Here is a 15,304-nt window from a genome sequence, read left to right as displayed (position 1 = left end):
GCGGACGCATTCGCGACCCTCGGGTACCCAGCGCTGTCACCCTGACATCCGTGAACGCGGTCACCGACGAGCTGGTCGCTGCGGCCGTTGCCGGTGAGCCCGGGGCGCTGCGGTCGATCTACGACGCGCTGGCGCCTCGGGTCGCCGGGTACCTCCGCGGCCACGGGTCCACCGACCCGGAGGCGCTCACGCAGGACGTGTTCCTCACGTTGTTCCACCGCCTTCCTGAGCTCACCGGTGGTGCCGCGGGCCTGAGGACCTTCGCCTTCTCGCTGGCGCATGCGCGGGTGGTCGACGAGCTGCGGGCCCGCCACCGTCAGCCGGTCAGCGTGCCGTACGTGCCCGAGGACGACCACCGCGCCACTGAGTCGGCCGAGGCCGTCGCCGTTCGCACCCTCGGGTCGCAGCGGGCCCTGGCGCTGGTCGAGTCGCTCAACGACGGGCAGCGCGAAGTGGTCCTCCTGAGGGTCGTGGCGGGCCTCAGCCTCGAGGAGACAGCCGCCACGACCGGCCGCAGCATCGGCGCGGTCAAACAGCTCCAGCGTCGCGGCCTCCTGGCCCTGCGCACCACGGCTCGAGCACAGGGCGTAACCCCAGGACCGGACCGACGATGACACCTAGCGACATGAACTCCACTCCCGAGCGCGCCCCGCAGACCGATCTCGACGCGGGCACCGTCGAGGCGGTCCTGACGGGTGCCCAGCCCACCGGCGACCCCGCGCTCGATACCGCTCTCGACGTGCTGCGCGCCCTGGTCACGGCGGCACCCGAGCCGAACGCCGAGCTCACCCGACTGCTGGGGCCAGTGGTCGCTCCGACGTCGGCTCCCGCGTCGGGGGACGAGCTGGGGCGGCGCAGGCAGGGCGGCGCCCGCCACGTCGCGACCGGCACGACGGTCGTCGCGGGGATCCTGCTCGCCACCGCGACGGCGGCGGCCGCCATCGGCGGCCTGGGAACCAGCGACCGCTCGACGTCCCCGGGGCCCCCGACGCCCCCGCCGACGGTGGTGTCACCCGGGACGCCACGGGCCCCGCACATCGCCGACACCACGTCGACCCAGTTGCCCGTCCTCCCGGTCGGCTCGCCGGATGCGACCCACGAGGAGTCCGACCCGGCCACACCCAGTCATCATGAGAAGGCGGGCCCCGCCGTGGCGACCACCAACGCTCGCCASGGCGACGACGCGGACGAGGCCGACGAACCCGCTGAAGCCGCTGAGACCGAGGACGGTGGCCACGAGGGTGAGGACGAGCCGTCGAGCGCGCACAGCACAGAGCCCGCGGACGACAACGAGGACTGGTCGGGCCCGAGCACGGGCGACGACGACACGGAGGACTCCGGTCGGAGCTCCGCTGACGACTCCGGCTTCGGATCGGGCGGCGGCTCCGGCGACGAGGCCATCACGCGCTAGCCACCGCCACGATGTTGCCTGCCGCCTGGAAGGGGCCGGTCAGCCGACTGGGGTCAGGTGTCGGGCCAGATCATCGACCACCGCGAGGCGAGAGCCTTGCGCGTCCGGGGCGACAGGTTGAGGCCGACGATCTCCGGCAGGCTCCACCACAGCGCGGACGACCCGGTCACCGTGGGCAGCAAGGAAGGCTCGGCTCCGCACTCGAAGACCAGGTGCACCACGTGCAGGTCTCCGTCGACGACGCTGTCGACGTCGATGACCTCGGCCCTGGTGGCTGTCAGCGCACCCGCGGCGGAAACCAGCCGCCGGACGCGGATGACCGGGTCCTCGCCCACCTCGATGACTGCGCTGGGCAGGCCCCAGAACGGCTGCTCCGGCGGCTGGGCCCGGTCGAGGAGCACGCGACGGTCGGGGTCGATGCTGAGCACGTGGACGGCGATACAGGTCCTCACCGGCACGGCTTTGGCCAGTCGTAACATGCCAACTTCCCATCAGGCAAACGGTCGGTAACCCCCCAGTCCCCACTGTTTGTCGGACAGGACCGCTCCCGGTTCCGGTTCGACGGCGCCAGACTAGTCGAGCGGCCCGGTCAAAGCCACGGGCGTCTCGCGGGCCCCTCCCGCTCCGACCCGACACCCGCGTCCCTCGGGCCCCGGAGCGCCGCTGGTCACCCCTTGAGGTCGGGGAACTGGTCGTCCCGGAACTCCTCCGACAGAGACCTCCCACCGTCGAAGGCCTGCTGCTCGCGGTCGCGCAGCTCAACCCGGCGGATCTTGCCGGAGATGGTCTTGGGCAGCTCGAAGAACTCGACGCGTCGCACCCGCAGGTAGGGCGCGAGGTGCGTGCGGGCGTGCGCCAGGATCGCCTTCGCGGTGTCGGCGTCGGGCTCCCAGCCGGGAGCCAGCGCGATGTAGGCCTTCGGCACCGCCAGCCGGGTCGCATCGGGCGCGGGCACGACCGCCGCCTCGGCCACCGCCGGGTGCTCGATCAGCACGCTCTCGAGCTCGAACGGCGACACCTTGTAGTCGCTCGCCTTGAAGACGTCGTCGGTGCGGCCGATGTAGGTGATGTAGCCCTCCGCGTCCCGCTGGGCCACGTCCCCCGTGTGGTAGTAGCCACCGGACATCGCCTGGGCCTGCCGCTCGTCGTCACCGAGGTAGCCGGTCATCAGGTTGACCGGGTGCCGGGACAGGTCGAGGACGATCTCCCCCTCGTCGGCGGGCTCGCCGGTCAGCGGGTCGACGAGAGCCACGGGCACACCGGGCATGGGTCGCCCCATCGACCCGGGCTTGAGTGGCTCACCGGCGATGTTGCCGATCTGGAGGGTCGTCTCGGTCTGGCCGTAGCCGTCGCGGATGGTCAGGTCCCACGCGCGCTGGACCTGGCTGATGACTTCGGGGTTCAGGGGTTCGCCCGCAGCCAGGAGCTCTCGCAGGTCACCGCTCCCACCGCTGAGGTCGGCCTGGATCAGCATGCGCCACACCGTCGGTGGCGCGCAGAACGTCGTGACCCCGGCCCGCCGGATCTGGTCCAGCAGCGCCCCTGCGTCGAACCGCGTGTAGTTGTGGACGAAGATCGTGGACTCCGCGATCCACGGCGCGAAGAAGCACGACCACGCGTGCTTGGCCCACCCGGGCGAGCTGATGGCCAGGTGGACGTCGCCAGGTCTGGCACCGATCCAGTACATCGTCGACAGGTGACCGACCGGGTACGAAACCTGAGTGTGCTCAACGAGTTTCGGCTTGCTGGTCGTGCCCGAGGTGAAGTAGAGCAACAACGGGTCCGTTGCCGCGGTGACGGTCTCGAAGGGGTGCGGCTGCACGGCATACGCGTCCGTGTAGGTGTGCCAGCCGTCCACGTCGCCGACGCTCACCCGCACGTAGTCGCCGGGCACCTCCTCGAACTTGGCGGCGTCCGCGCCGTTGGCCACGACCACCCGGGCGCCCCCGCGCTCGACGCGGTCGCGCAGGTCCGCCGGACCGAGGGCCGCCGTCGTCGGCATGATGACGGCGCCGAGCTTGAACACCGCGAGCATCGTCTCCCACAGCTCGACCTGGTTGCCGAGCATGAGCAGCACCCGGTCGCCCTTGGCCACGCCGAGCCCCGACAGCCAGACCGCGACCTGGTCGGAGCGCGTGGCCATCTCGTCGAAGGTCAGCCGCTGCTCGGAGCCGTCCTCCTCCACGAGCCACAGCGCCGTCGCGTCGTTGCCGCGGGCGATGGCGTCGAACCAGTCGACCGCCCAGTTGAAGCGCGCCCCGACGTCGGGCCAGCTGAACTCGCGGACAGCCCGGTCGTGCTGCCCGGTGAGCGCGACGAGCGTGTCGCGAGCCTTTCGGTATGCCGTCGTGCTGGGACTGGGCTCGGCCGCGGACGTGGGTGCCATGGCACCGACTGTGCTACGCCTGCCCGAGGTCAGCAAGCAGGGTGGTGAACCAGTCGACGGAGGAGTCGAACGCCTTGCCCCCCTTGATCCGGTCGAACTCGATGGCGCGCAGCGTGTCGCCGCGCTCCTCGTCGTGCCCCACGACACCGGACTCGCCACGCAGCGCCGCGTCCACGGCATACGTCGTGCAGTCCTTGATGAGGGCGAGGTCCGCGTCGTTGGCCGCGGCCGACCGCGCGAAGTAGCCGCTCTTCTGCACGAGCACCTTGTCGGCCCCGAGCTGGTCGGCGAACTGCTTGGCGAACCACGCCCCTGGGTTCACCTTGTCGAGCTGGACGTGGCCGAACGGGTCGCGCGGCACGTCCTGCCCGGCGGCCTCCATCGCCTCGACGATCTCGGTGACGCCAGCGCCCTCGGAGACGAAGAGGTTCACGCCGTCGTAGTCGTCCATGACGCTGCGGAGCCGCTTCGCCTCGCTCGCGATGTCCAGCGGACGTTCCGGCACGAAGACACCGTGGACGTCCCACCGCTCCGCGGAGTTCTCCAGCCAGCCGCTGAACTCGGCGCCCTGGACCCATCTGTGGTGTGCGAGAGCCGTTGCGGCAGTGAGCCATCCGCAGTTGCGGCCCATCACCTCGTGCACGATGAGCATGCGAGGGTTGGCGGAGTGCTCAGCGATCACGTTGCGCGCGAACGACGCGCCCTGCTCGGCGGCGGTCCAGGCTCCGAGGGACTGCCGGATCGGGATCACGTCGTTGTCGATCGTCTTCGGGAGCCCGACGACCGTGAGCTCGTAACCGTTGGAGTGCAGGAAGGCCGCGAGATCGGCCGCCGTGCCGTTGGTGTCGTCGCCACCGATCGTGTGCAGGACGTCGACGCCGTCGCGGGTGAGCTGCTCGGCCGCGACGTGCAGGGGGTCCTGGCCCTCCTGGACCAGGCCGCGCTTCACGCAGTCCTTGACGTTGGTGAGCTTGACGCGGCTGTTGCCGATCGGGCTGCCGCCGAAGCCGTGCAGCAGGTGCGCCTTGGCGCGCACCTCGTCAGTGACCTCCACGGAGTCACCGGTGAGCAGGCCGGCATACCCGTTGCGGTAGGCAATGAGGCGCACGTCGGGCGCGACCTCGGAGTAGCGCTCGATGAGCCCACCCACAGCGGACGAGAGGCAGGGGGCGAGGCCACCAGCGGTGAGCATGGCGACGGTTTTCACGGTCATGGGCCCACTCTGCCGTGTCGGAGAGGGCACGGCCACCGTGGTCTCAGCCGGTCGACTCAGCTGGTCGCCGGGCTCAGCTGATCGACATCACGGCGCCGGAGCGTTCCCAGCGCATCACGGCCAACAGCGCCGACGTCGGCAGGGAGACGCAGCCGGCCGTCCCCCTGCCGGTGTCGACGTGGAAGAAGATCGCCGAACCCCGCCCGGGCGTCCGCCCCTCGTTGTAGCCGATCACCTGGGCGTAGTTGTAGGCAGGCGTGTTGAGCAGGTTCTCCGCCGAGGTCCACCGGCCGTTGGCCGGCTTGCGCTGGTGGGTGTTGTAGAGGCTCGACTGGCTGTCGTCGACCCAGACGTCGGAGCCGTCGACGCGGAACCAGCCTTGGGGGAGACCGGGATTCGCGCGAGCACCGAAACCACCCCGCAGGGGGAAGGTGCCCGCCGGTGTCTTGAGGTCACCCTCGCGCTTGGACCAGCTGACGCCGTTGAGCCCGACGTGGCCGTGGTAGGGACCGAGGTCGAGGACGTAGCCAGTGGAGGTCCGGCGGCAGGCGCGTACGGTCGCGCTGGAGCCCGCCGACCTGACCGTCACGACCTGCGACGCGCGCACCCCCGAGGGAACGGAGCAGCTCGGCGCGGCCTGGGGTTTCGGACTGGGCTTCGGACTGGCCTTGGTGCTCGGCGGGGTGGATTTCGGCGTCGACCGGGTGGTGGTGGACGGCTTCGGCTTGGGTGCCGTCGTCGTCGTGGTCGAGGTGGTCGTGGCCGGTGTCGTCGTCGAGACGGTGGCGCGCGACGTGCGGGCCGTGGCCTCCGGCTGGCCGGAGCAGGCGGCGAGCGCCGCGACCGCCGTCAGGCAGAGCGCAGCCGACACGGCACACCTGCCACGTGGGTGGCGAGGGAGAACCCGCGTCATCGGTCGAAGTGCTGATAGTCGGGGTGTGACCACAGGCCGCCCCAGCGCAGGCCCTGGCTGGTGAACGCCCGCACTGCGGCACTCCCGCTGGACGAGAAGACGCCGGGCGCCGGGCCGCGCCGGCTCAGCCAGTAGCGATCGGGGTAGACCGTCCCGTTGTCGGCGACGTAGGGGTTCTCGAAGTCGTTGACGTCGATCGCCGTGCCGTAGGCGTGCTTGCTGTAGACCTTGCTCGCCTCCTGGCCCCCGACGTAGCGGCAGTTGAACGCGGAGGTGTTGTCCGCCTCCATCGCCGCGTAGTCGTTGGCGCCCGGGCCCTTGGGGTTGCGGCCCCACGACGAGTCCATCGGCTTCATCTGGCGGATGCGGAACTGCAGAGCGTAGAGCCGGGCGAACGCAGCGGCCGTCTCGTCGGCGATCGACGCGTTCACGACGAGCGACCCCCTCGACCGCTTGCCGTCGAAGCCCCAGAAGTTGACCCGCACGTACCGCAGCTGCGAGCGCCCCACCGGGCACCCCGCGGTCCACGAGTAGCCCACCATCGCGTTCCAGACGCCGTCAGGGACGCGGGCGACCGAGGCGTTGGCGCCCGAGCCGACTGCGGATTCGTTCCGGGGGAAACGCACCGCGGGCTCGGCACCCGCCCGCGGGACCGGTGCCAGGCTCGTGGCCGCCGGGCGCTTCGCAGCAGCCGTCGTATGCCGCGTGGCCGGCGCCGGGGGCTTGGTGGCCTTCGAGGGCGTGGCGGCAGGCTTCGTGGTGGTGGTTGTCGTGGTCGTCGCGCTCGTCGTGGCCGAGGTCGGCGCGGGCGACGTGGACGCAGCGGTGGTGGCGGCGGAGTCGGGCTGACCGCCACCGCACGCGGAGGCGAGGACGGCACACAGGAGGGAAACGGCATACACAGGGCGAGACGTCATGGGGCACCCACTGTGCCTGTTCGCCCGCTCCGATGCCAAGCCCGGGACGCGGACGCTCTCAGGTCGTGGTCACTTGCAGGGACGAGCCACCGTGGGCACCGCCTGCGTGGGTCGGGGAGGCAGCGGGGGCACGTCGGCGACCGGAGTCAGCTCCGTGAACGCGTTGCCGATGACGAGGTCCACCCCCGCTCCGAGGCGGTCGTCCTTGACCAGCTGGGCGCCCGGGACGTGTCCCTGCAGCAGGGTCGCGGCCAGGTCACCCTCCTCGCCGTAGCGGATGACGGCGGTGCCCATCTGCAGGGTCCGCAGCGGGTCGTTGGACACGTCCTTGACCTTGAACCCGCGGGCGGCGACGGCGTCGGCGACGGTCTTGGCCAGCCCGGTCTTGTAGGTCGTGTTGTAGACGTTGACCTTGACCTCGGACGGAATGGGCTTGAGCCGCGCCGGAATCGCAACCAGCTGCTGGTAGCCCAGGCCCACGACGACGTCGACCGAGGTGCCCGTCCGGGTGTCCGCGAACAGCTTCGCGCCGGGGATCTGGGAGGCCGCCAGGAGCGCCTGGTCGAGCCCCTTCGGGCCGTGGTGGACGACGGCGGTCTGGGTGACGTACCAGGACTCGGGGGCGTTGCTGATGCCCCCGACGGTGAACTTGCGCTTGGCCAGGCCGACGGCCACCTCGGCAGCCACGCCCTGGCGTCCGGTGGCGTTCATGACGTTGACGGTGAAGGAACCTCGTGCCGGCGCGGGGACGACGACAGGGGTGCAGGCGGGCTTGGGCGGCGGCGGGCTCATCCAGCCCGCCGAGTAGGCAGCCGTGATGCTGGCCGTGCCCAGCAGGACGCCGGGGATGGTGACGAAGAGCATGACCTGGCGCATCCGGTGCTTGCGCCACAGCTGGGTGGGTGTGAGGTCCTCGTCCTTCATCTGGTGCCCCCTGGCTCGTCCCTGATCGTGAGTCACAATCGTCACACCAGTCACACCAGTCACATGTCAAGCGACACGCGGACGACACGATTCGTCATCCACCCGTGATCCCGCGGCCCGACGAGGGCGTGCGCGAGGATGTGGGCCCATGACCCCCACCAGCACCCAGGCCGCCAGCGCCCCGCGACGCGGTCTCGTCGGCGCGATCGCGACCGTGCTGCTCGCCGTCGCACTGGTGACCGTGGCGGGTTGCGGCGGACCGGACGGGATCGAGGGCCAGGTCATCGCGGTCGACGACACCGGCCAGAAGGACCGGCCCCTCGGGGGCGGTTGGGTGGCCGTGCTCGAGGACGGCTCGCTGTTGGACTTCCTCGGGAAGGCCGGCATCGACGTCCCCAGCAGTGACGACCTGCCCTACGTAGGCGGACGCGTCCTGCACGACGACGTCACGGCTGCCGGCGGTGTCCTGGCGACCATCGACGAGGACGGGAAGTTCGCGCTCGAGGTGAGCGGGCGGCATACCGTGTGCCGGATGACGGAGGCGGCGCAGGTGGACGTGCTGCACGGCTGTGCCGTCGTCGACCTGCCGCAGGACGGCAGGCTCCAGCTGTCGGTCGGGGAGGCCGGCCTGCGCGCGACCCTCGACGACTGAGGGCCAGCCGACGACTGACGGTCAGCCGACGACGGTCAGGTCCTTCGCGACCAGCTCGGCGACCTGCACCATGTTGAGCGCAGCGCCCTTGCGAAGGTTGTCGCCGCAGATGAAGAAGTCGAGGGTGTTGGGGAAGTCCAGCGCCTGGCGCAACCGCCCCGCGAACCGCGGGTCGGAGCCGACGATGTCAGACGGCGTGGGGAACTCGAGGCTGTCGGGGTCGTCGAGCACCACCACCGCGGGCGCCTCGACCAGGGCCTGGCGGGCTTCGGCCACGTCGATCTTGCGGGCGAACGTGGCGTGGACCGCGACGGAGTGCGTCGTGATGACGGGGACCCGCACACAGGTCGCCGAGACGCGCAGGTCGGGCAGCCCGAGCACCTTGCGGGTCTCGTTGCGGATCTTGAGCTCCTCGGAGGTCCAGCCGTCCTCGGCCGCCACCCCGATCCAGGGGATGACGTTGAGGGCCAGGGGCGCCGGGAACGGCGACTCGGCGCCGAGCTCGTGCTCGATCAGCCGCCGCACGTCACCCGGCTGGTGGCCGAGCTCGCGGTGGCCGGCGACGACCTCGAGCTCGTCGTAGAGCCGGCCCATGCCGACCCGTCCGGCACCGGAGGCCGCTTGGTAGGAGGCCACGACCAGCTCGGTGAGCTCCCAACCGGCGTGCAGGACGCCGAGGGCGTCGATCATGGTCAACGTCGTGGCACCGGGATTGGCGATGATGCCCTTGGGCCGGTTGCGGATCTGCAGGGGGTTGACCTCGGGGACGACCAGGGGGATGTCGGGGTCGCCGCGCAACGCCGAGCTGTTGTCGATGACGACCGCACCACGGGCTGCGGCGATGGGCGCCCACAGGGCAGCCACCGGGGCAGGGACGTCGACGAGGGCGATGTCGACGCCGTCGAAGAACTCGGGCGACAGCTCCTGGACGACCACCTCGCGGCCGCACACGACCAGCACGGTCCCGGCATCCTCGGCGCAGGCGGCGGCCCGGATCTCGCCCCAGATGTCGGCCCGCATCGCGAGCACCTGCTGGGTCACCGCCCCCACGGCTCCGGTGGCTCCGACCAGTGCGAGGGTCGGGCGCGGGGCCCTCGAGGCGAGTGAGGTCACCGGCCGGTGCCCCCGTAGACCACGGCTTCGCCCTCGGTGGAGTCCAGCCCGAAGGCCGAGTGGACCGCTCGCACGGCGTCGTCGAGGACCTCGGCCCGCGTCACCACCGAGATGCGGATCTCAGACGTCGAGATCATCTCGATGTTGACGCCGGTGTCGGCCAGCGCCTTGAAGAACGTCGCGGAGACTCCCGGGTGCGACCGCATCCCGGCGCCCACCAGCGACAGCTTGCCGATCTGGTCGTCGTACTGGATCGAGGCGAAGCCCACCGACTCCTGCACCTTCCTCAGCGCATGCACCCCGGTCTGGCCGTCCGTCTTGGGACAGGTGAACGAGATGTCCGTGAGGCCGGTCTCGGTCGCGGACACGTTCTGCACGATCATGTCGATGTTGATCTCGGCGTCGGCGCAGGTCTGGAAGATCGCCGCCGCCTTGCCGGGATGGTCCGGGACGCCGACGACGGTGATCTTGGCCTCGCTGCGGTCGTGGGCGACACCGGCGATGATGGGGGCTTCCACGGTGTCTCCTTCAACTGGTTTGTCCGTGACGATGGTGCCCTCCTTCGCTGAGAAGGAGCTGCGAACGTGGATGGGGATGTCGAAACGGCGGGCGTACTCGACGCTGCGCAGGTGCAGGACCTTCGACCCAGAGGCCGCCAGCTCGAGCATCTCCTCGTTGGAGATGCGGTGGATCTTCCTGGCAGCCGGGACGATTCGCGGGTCGGCCGTGAAGACCCCGTCGACATCCGTGTAGATCTCGCACACCTCTGCGTTGAGGGCGGCCGCCAGCGCGACGGCGGTCGTGTCGGTCCCGCCGCGGCCGAGCGTCGTGATCTCCTTGGTGTCCTGGCTGACGCCCTGGAACCCGGCGACGATGACGATGTGGCCCTTGTCGAGGGCGTCGGTGACCCGACCCGGGGTCACGTCGATGATGCGGGCCCTGCCGTGCGACGAGTCGGTGATGACGCCCGCCTGGCTGCCCGTGAACGAGCGCACGGTGTAGCCCAGGTCGGCGATCGCCATGGCCACGAGCGCCATCGAGATGCGCTCCCCCGCAGTCAGCAGCATGTCCAGCTCGCGGGGCGGGGGCTGCGGGCTCACCTGGTTGGCGAGGTCGAGCAGCTCGTCGGTGCTGTCGCCCATGGCGGACACGGCGACGCACACGTCGTTCCCGGCCTTCTTGGCCTCGACGATCCGGCGGGCGACACGCTTGATGCTGGCTGCATCGGCCAGCGATGAGCCGCCATATTTCTGGACGACGATCGGCACGGTTGGAACTCCTGTGGACCCGAGACGGCGGTGCGGCGGTGCGGAGTCGCCAGCATAACTGCCGTCCTCATCGTGGGACGTGGGTGCCGCATGCCGGACGCGGGTGAGTACGAAAGCCCATGGCAGGCGGGTCCTGCACCGCTAGCCTTCGCGCATGAGCATCGAGGTACAGGGGGTGCGGCGAGCGTTCGGGGACGTGCTCGCCGTCGACAGCATCAGCCTCACGGCCCAGCCGGGCGAGGTCACGGCGTTGATCGGTCCCAACGGTTCGGGCAAGACGACGCTGCTGCTGATGATGGCGACGTTGCTCGTGCCGGACCAGGGGCAGATCCGCATCGACGGGCTCGACCCCGTCAGCCAGCCGACCGAGGTCCGGGCCAAGATCGGGTGGATGCCCGACGGCTTCGGCACCTGGGACGCGCTCACGGTGCGCGAGGTGCTGCACACCATCGCCGCGGCATACCGGATGCCGGCGGACCGGGCACGGGCCCGCACCGACGAGCTGTTGCACACGGTGCACCTCGACGACCTCGCGGACCGTCGCGCGCGGGTGCTCTCGCGAGGGCAGAAGCAGCGGCTCGGCCTGGCCCGCGCCCTCATCAACGACCCCAGCGTGCTCCTGCTCGACGAGCCGGCTTCCGGACTGGACCCGCGCAGTCGCATCGAGCTGCGCGATGTGTTGAGATCCCTTGCGGCACAAGGCAAGACGGTGCTCGTTTCCAGTCACATCCTCACTGAGCTCCAGGAGGTCGCCGACCGCGCCGTCATCGTGGCGCGCGGGCGGAGCCTCGAGACCCAGAGCCTCGACGCGGACTTCGTCGCGACGGCGATGGCCTCCTGGCGCATCGACTCGCTCGACCCCGAGGACCTCACCAGCTGGCTCGAGGAACACCACGTCCCCGCGATCCGGGTCGGAGGCGGCCTCACCGAGGTCGAAGTGGCCGGGGAGGAGAACGCCGCGCGGCTGCTCGCCGACCTGGTCCGCGACGGCATCCGGGTCATCGCCTTCGCTCCCAGTCAGGGCGCCCTCGAGTCCGCCTACCTCGCAGCGACGGAGGACCGGCGATGAGCTGGCACGGCATCCGGACGATCGCAGCCCTCGAGCTGCGTCAACGAGTCCGCACCTCGCGCTGGCCGATCGTGCTGGCGGTCTGGGTCATCCTCATCGCGGGGGTCACCTTCCTCGCCTACTGGGCGACGAACGACCCCGACCTCAGATCGGGATCGGCGATGTACGACATCGTCGTCTTCTTCGTGCTGGGCCTGTCCATGCTCATCGTCCCCTCGCTCACCGCGACCTCGGTCAACGGCGACCGTGAGCACGGGGTCCTCGCGACCCTGCAGACGACGCTGCTCTCACCCTGGGACATCGCGCTCGGCAAGCTGCTCTCGGCGTGGGCGATCTCGCTGGCCTTCCTCACCAGCGCGCTGCCGTTCCTGGCCTGGGCCTGGTTCGAGGGAGGCATCTCGGCGGGGGGCATCGTGATGTCCCTGGTGGTGCTCGTCCTCGTGCTGGCGGTGGTCTGCGCGATCGGCCTGATGTTCTCCACGCTGACGGCGCGACCTGTCGCCTCGGCCGTGCTGACGTACCTGACGATGGGAGCCCTGGTCTTCGGCACCACCATCGGGTTCGGGCTCAGCGCCTTCCTCGTGACCCAGGAGGAGACCCAGCAGGTCTTCGGCATCCCCGAGTCGTGGTACCAGACCCACCAGGCCCCCGCCTTCGACCCCAACGACCCCAACCTCACCCCCGAACAGCTCGAGCAGATCCAGAAGAGCCAGGTCGAGCCGACGCGCGCGGACTGCACCACGTTCACGCGTCGCACGACCGTGGCGCACACGGAGCGCATCTGGTGGATGCTGCCGCTCAACCCGTTCGTCGTGGTCGCCGACGCCGCGCCCTCCCAGCCCCGCAAGACCAACGGGATGTACTCCAGCGGCTTCACTCCCATGCGCTGGATCAGCGCCGGCTCACGGATGGCGCGCAACGGGCCGGACGCCGTCGCGCAGGAGTGCGCCGGCTTCGTGGGCCCAGGTCAGGGGGACTTCACGGACGAGAGCTATGTGGACCCGCTGGACGAGGCCCTCGAAACCGCTCCGGTCTGGCCGTTCGGTCTCGGGTTCCTGCTGATCGCCGGCGTCGGCGCCGGGGTGGTGGCGGGTCAGCGGCTGCGGACGCCGATCCGCCGACTGCCCAACGGGACCCGCATCGCCTGACCGCTCGCGCCGCCGGAGATGCGTCGCACTTCCGGCGAGACGGGTATGCCGTACCTCTAGTACGTCGAGCCCCTGCGCCAGGCCATCTCCTGCAGCTCGAAGCTGTTGCCGTCAGGATCGGAGAAGTTCGCTCCCTTGACACCGCCGCCGAAGTCGTGGATCTCGCTGACCTCCACGCCTCTGCGGACGAGCTCGGCACGGGCCTCCGTGATGTCCTCCACGACCAGGTGCAGGCCCCTGGCACTCCCCGGCTCACCCGCGTACACCTCCAGCCCCGTCCCGAAACCGATCGAACAACCCGAGCCCTCTGGCGTCAGCTGGACGATCCGGACACCCTCGGCGGGCCGCACGTCAACGTCCTTGGTGAAGCCGAGCTTGTCGCCGTAGAAGGCGATGGCCCGGTCAACGTCCGCCACCGGGAGCGGAATCAGTTCCAGCTTCATCTGCATCGCAGTCGAACCCCCTCGGTCTGCTCTCGTTTCACGTGCTCTTGCAGCGCGTCTCAGTGATCTTGCAGCACGTCCGCACGTCCGCGCGTCCGCACGCCCGCACCGCCGCGCGGGTGTCAGGGGTGCAGGGCGTCGAACTCGGCCTCGGAGACCCGCTCCTCGTCGGCGTCGAGCCGGATGTGGCCGAGCAGGGACTGCAGGACCCGCAGGGCGGAGGCCGCCCGCTCGCCCCAGTCGGAGAGATAGCTGAACTGCCACCACCAGAGCGCCTCGGACATCCGCCCGGCGTCGTAGTGCCGCAGCCCGTGGGCGAGTGCGGAGGCGACGACCGTCACGTCGTTGGACAGTGATCCGGTGGCGAGCTCGGTGGAGGTGACGGGGTCGACGAGGTCGGCGTACTCGTCGAGTCCCTCGAAGAGGTTCGCGACGCCCGTGCGCAGCGGGTCGAGCTCGGCCTCGACCGTGTCGGCCTCGAACCGCTCCGCCGGGAGGATGTCCTCGATGGCGCCGAGCCGGGCACCCATGACGAGCGCCTGGGACAACGCGAGGAGCGTCATCGGGATCGCCGCGTCCGGCGCCGTCCCCGAGGCCACCTCGGTGACCGTCGAGAGATAGGCGCGGGCGTCGGCGGCCGACTCGTCGGCCAGCACCCGCAGGTCGTCAGACATCGAGAAGCCTCCTGCCTTCGAACGCCCGGCCGAGGGTGACCTCGTCGGCATACTCCAGATCGCCACCCACGGGCAGACCCGACGCGAGCCGGGTCACCCGCAACCCCATGGGCCGCAGGAAACGGGCCAGGTAGCTGGCCGTCGCCTCGCCCTCGAGGTTGGGGTCGGTCGCGATGATGATCTCGGTGACCTCGGCCGACGCGAGCCGGGTCATCAGCTCCTTGATGCGCAGGTCGTCCGGCCCGACACCGTCGATCGGGCTGATCGCCCCACCCAGCACGTGGTAGCGCCCGCGGAACTCACGGGTGCGCTCGATGGCGACCACGTCCTTCGGCTCCTCCACGACGCAGATGGCGGTGCCGTCACGGCGCGGGTCGGCGCAGATCCGGCACTGCTCGGACTCCGCCACGTTGCCGCAGGTCTCGCAGAACCGCACCTTGGCCTTGACCTCGGTGAGCACCTCGACGAGGCGCTTCACGTCGACCGCGTCGGCCTGCAGCAGGTGGAAGGCGATCCGCTGGGCGCTCTTGGGACCGACTCCGGGCAGTCGCCCGAGCTCGTCGATCAGGTCCTGGACCACGCCTTCGTACACACCAGTGAGCCTATGCCCTCGCGGTGTCGCTGGTGGGCTGGACCCGCTCGCGAAGCCCTGCCGCCAGGCCCATGACGGTGAGCTGGTCGAACAACCCGCCCAGGTGCTCCGCCACGAACCGGTGCCTGACCGGCGCCAACCGCAACCGCAGCTGCACCCGGGTGCGTCGGCCACCGACAGATGTCAGCCGCAGGCACCAGGTCAGGTGGGTGCGGCCGCGGGTCGAGCCGTAGAGCAGGTGCCGGGCCGGTGCGAGCTCCACGACGGTGAACGTCGCGTCCGCTCCACCCCAGTCCGGGATGACGTCGCCGACCGAGAGTGCCTGGTGGCGGTCATCGAGCCTCCGCAGCCCTCGACGGGCGGGCGGCACGAACCGCTCGACCGCCGCGGGGAGGTACCACCCGGCTCGCCGCTTCCCCAGCTGGACGATCCACGGCCACACGGCGTCGGGGGGAACCTGAAGGGTGAAGGCACGGTCCATCACGACGTCCGCGGGGGCCACGACGTCGTCGCCGGGCAGCGACGACGCCCGCTCGGCTGCGGTCGGACGCGTGAGGAGCTCGGCGACCTGCATCGCAGCG

18 protein-coding genes are annotated in these 15,304 nt (G+C 70.5%); 6 read left to right on the top strand and 12 right to left on the bottom strand.

What is annotated here, in order from left to right; translation table 11 throughout:
* The first annotated feature begins 50 nt into the window (after positions 1–50).
* Together AC1DS4_RS15055 and AC1DS4_RS15050 are read left to right on the top strand one after the other, a co-directional pair.
* The gene (locus AC1DS4_RS15055) at positions 51–614 is read left to right on the top strand and encodes an RNA polymerase sigma factor (RefSeq protein WP_477633121.1); all 564 of its coding nucleotides are present in this window, start codon (positions 51–53) and stop codon (positions 612–614) included.
* Positions 615–625: 11 nt separating this feature from the next.
* Complete coding sequence (locus tag AC1DS4_RS15050; protein WP_477646064.1) at positions 626–1,411, top strand: hypothetical protein; 786 nt, start codon at positions 626–628, stop codon at positions 1,409–1,411.
* 53 nt (positions 1,412–1,464) lie between these two features.
* Here the strand turns inward: AC1DS4_RS15050 and AC1DS4_RS15045 are convergent, their stop codons facing one another.
* From AC1DS4_RS15045 to AC1DS4_RS15025, 5 genes are all read right to left on the bottom strand, one after another.
* On the bottom strand, positions 1,465–1,890 hold the full coding sequence (locus AC1DS4_RS15045; RefSeq protein WP_477633119.1) for an NUDIX hydrolase: 426 nt from the start codon (positions 1,888–1,890) through the stop codon (positions 1,465–1,467).
* Between the two features lie 188 nt (positions 1,891–2,078).
* On the bottom strand, positions 2,079–3,797 hold the full coding sequence (locus AC1DS4_RS15040; protein WP_477633118.1) for an AMP-binding protein: 1,719 nt from the start codon (positions 3,795–3,797) through the stop codon (positions 2,079–2,081).
* Positions 3,798–3,810: 13 nt separating this feature from the next.
* Positions 3,811–5,010 (bottom strand): pyrophosphate--fructose-6-phosphate 1-phosphotransferase, encoded by a 1,200-nt coding sequence (locus AC1DS4_RS15035; RefSeq protein WP_477614537.1) that lies wholly within the window; start codon positions 5,008–5,010, stop codon positions 3,811–3,813.
* A gap of 73 nt (positions 5,011–5,083) precedes the next feature.
* Positions 5,084–5,881: a L,D-transpeptidase family protein gene (locus AC1DS4_RS15030; RefSeq protein ID WP_477624750.1), complete on the bottom strand. Its 798-nt coding sequence runs from the start codon at positions 5,879–5,881 to the stop codon at positions 5,084–5,086.
* Positions 5,882–5,919: 38 nt separating this feature from the next.
* Positions 5,920–6,549, bottom strand: a complete 630-nt coding sequence (locus tag AC1DS4_RS15025) for a M15 family metallopeptidase (protein ID WP_477624751.1) — start codon at positions 6,547–6,549, stop codon at positions 5,920–5,922.
* A gap of 40 nt (positions 6,550–6,589) precedes the next feature.
* On the opposite strand from AC1DS4_RS15025, the gene AC1DS4_RS15020 reads away from it, so the two are divergent.
* The gene (locus tag AC1DS4_RS15020) at positions 6,590–6,772 is read left to right on the top strand and encodes a hypothetical protein (protein WP_477624752.1); all 183 of its coding nucleotides are present in this window, start codon (positions 6,590–6,592) and stop codon (positions 6,770–6,772) included.
* Between the two features lie 137 nt (positions 6,773–6,909).
* Here AC1DS4_RS15020 and AC1DS4_RS15015 read toward each other — a convergent pair whose 3' ends face one another.
* The gene (locus tag AC1DS4_RS15015; RefSeq protein WP_477614532.1) at positions 6,910–7,764 is read right to left on the bottom strand and encodes a LytR C-terminal domain-containing protein; all 855 of its coding nucleotides are present in this window, start codon (positions 7,762–7,764) and stop codon (positions 6,910–6,912) included.
* 148 nt (positions 7,765–7,912) lie between these two features.
* Between AC1DS4_RS15015 and AC1DS4_RS15010 the strand changes: the two genes are divergently transcribed.
* Complete coding sequence (locus tag AC1DS4_RS15010; RefSeq protein WP_477624753.1) at positions 7,913–8,416, top strand: hypothetical protein; 504 nt, start codon at positions 7,913–7,915, stop codon at positions 8,414–8,416.
* Between the two features lie 21 nt (positions 8,417–8,437).
* On the opposite strand, the gene AC1DS4_RS15005 is transcribed toward AC1DS4_RS15010, so the two are convergent.
* Together AC1DS4_RS15005 and AC1DS4_RS15000 are read right to left on the bottom strand one after the other, a co-directional pair.
* The gene (locus tag AC1DS4_RS15005; RefSeq protein WP_477614530.1) at positions 8,438–9,529 is read right to left on the bottom strand and encodes an aspartate-semialdehyde dehydrogenase; all 1,092 of its coding nucleotides are present in this window, start codon (positions 9,527–9,529) and stop codon (positions 8,438–8,440) included.
* Positions 9,526–10,797, bottom strand: a complete 1,272-nt coding sequence (locus AC1DS4_RS15000; RefSeq protein ID WP_477614529.1) for an aspartate kinase — start codon at positions 10,795–10,797, stop codon at positions 9,526–9,528. Before AC1DS4_RS15000 ends, AC1DS4_RS15005 begins: the two co-directional genes overlap by 4 nt.
* 154 nt (positions 10,798–10,951) lie before the next feature.
* Here AC1DS4_RS15000 and AC1DS4_RS14995 point away from each other — a divergent pair, with 154 nt between their 5' ends.
* Together AC1DS4_RS14995 and AC1DS4_RS14990 are read left to right on the top strand one after the other, a co-directional pair.
* On the top strand, positions 10,952–11,866 hold the full coding sequence (locus AC1DS4_RS14995) for an ABC transporter ATP-binding protein (RefSeq protein WP_477614528.1): 915 nt from the start codon (positions 10,952–10,954) through the stop codon (positions 11,864–11,866).
* Positions 11,863–13,014, top strand: a complete 1,152-nt coding sequence (locus AC1DS4_RS14990; RefSeq protein WP_477624754.1) for an ABC transporter permease — start codon at positions 11,863–11,865, stop codon at positions 13,012–13,014. Before AC1DS4_RS14995 ends, AC1DS4_RS14990 begins: the two co-directional genes overlap by 4 nt.
* A gap of 56 nt (positions 13,015–13,070) precedes the next feature.
* On the opposite strand, the gene AC1DS4_RS14985 is transcribed toward AC1DS4_RS14990, so the two are convergent.
* From AC1DS4_RS14985 to AC1DS4_RS14970, 4 genes are all read right to left on the bottom strand, one after another.
* A complete protein-coding gene (locus AC1DS4_RS14985; RefSeq protein WP_477614526.1) occupies positions 13,071–13,457 on the bottom strand; it encodes a VOC family protein in 387 nt (128 codons plus the stop codon).
* A 122-nt stretch (positions 13,458–13,579) separates the two neighbouring features.
* Entirely contained in the window at positions 13,580–14,131 is a 552-nt protein-coding gene (locus AC1DS4_RS14980; RefSeq protein WP_477614525.1) for a DUF5063 domain-containing protein, read from the bottom strand.
* Positions 14,124–14,723, bottom strand: coding sequence for a recombination mediator RecR (gene recR / locus AC1DS4_RS14975; protein WP_477614524.1), 600 nt, complete (start codon positions 14,721–14,723; stop codon positions 14,124–14,126). The genes AC1DS4_RS14980 and recR overlap by 8 nt, the downstream gene beginning before the upstream one ends.
* A gap of 10 nt (positions 14,724–14,733) precedes the next feature.
* Positions 14,734–15,297: a hypothetical protein gene (locus AC1DS4_RS14970; RefSeq protein ID WP_477624755.1), complete on the bottom strand. Its 564-nt coding sequence runs from the start codon at positions 15,295–15,297 to the stop codon at positions 14,734–14,736.
* Positions 15,298–15,304 lie beyond the last annotated feature (7 nt).

It is taken from the genome of Pedococcus sp. P3_C7, assembly GCF_056402615.1.
Note: the sequence above shows the minus strand (reverse complement) of the source record. Positions and strands in the feature narration are given on the sequence as shown.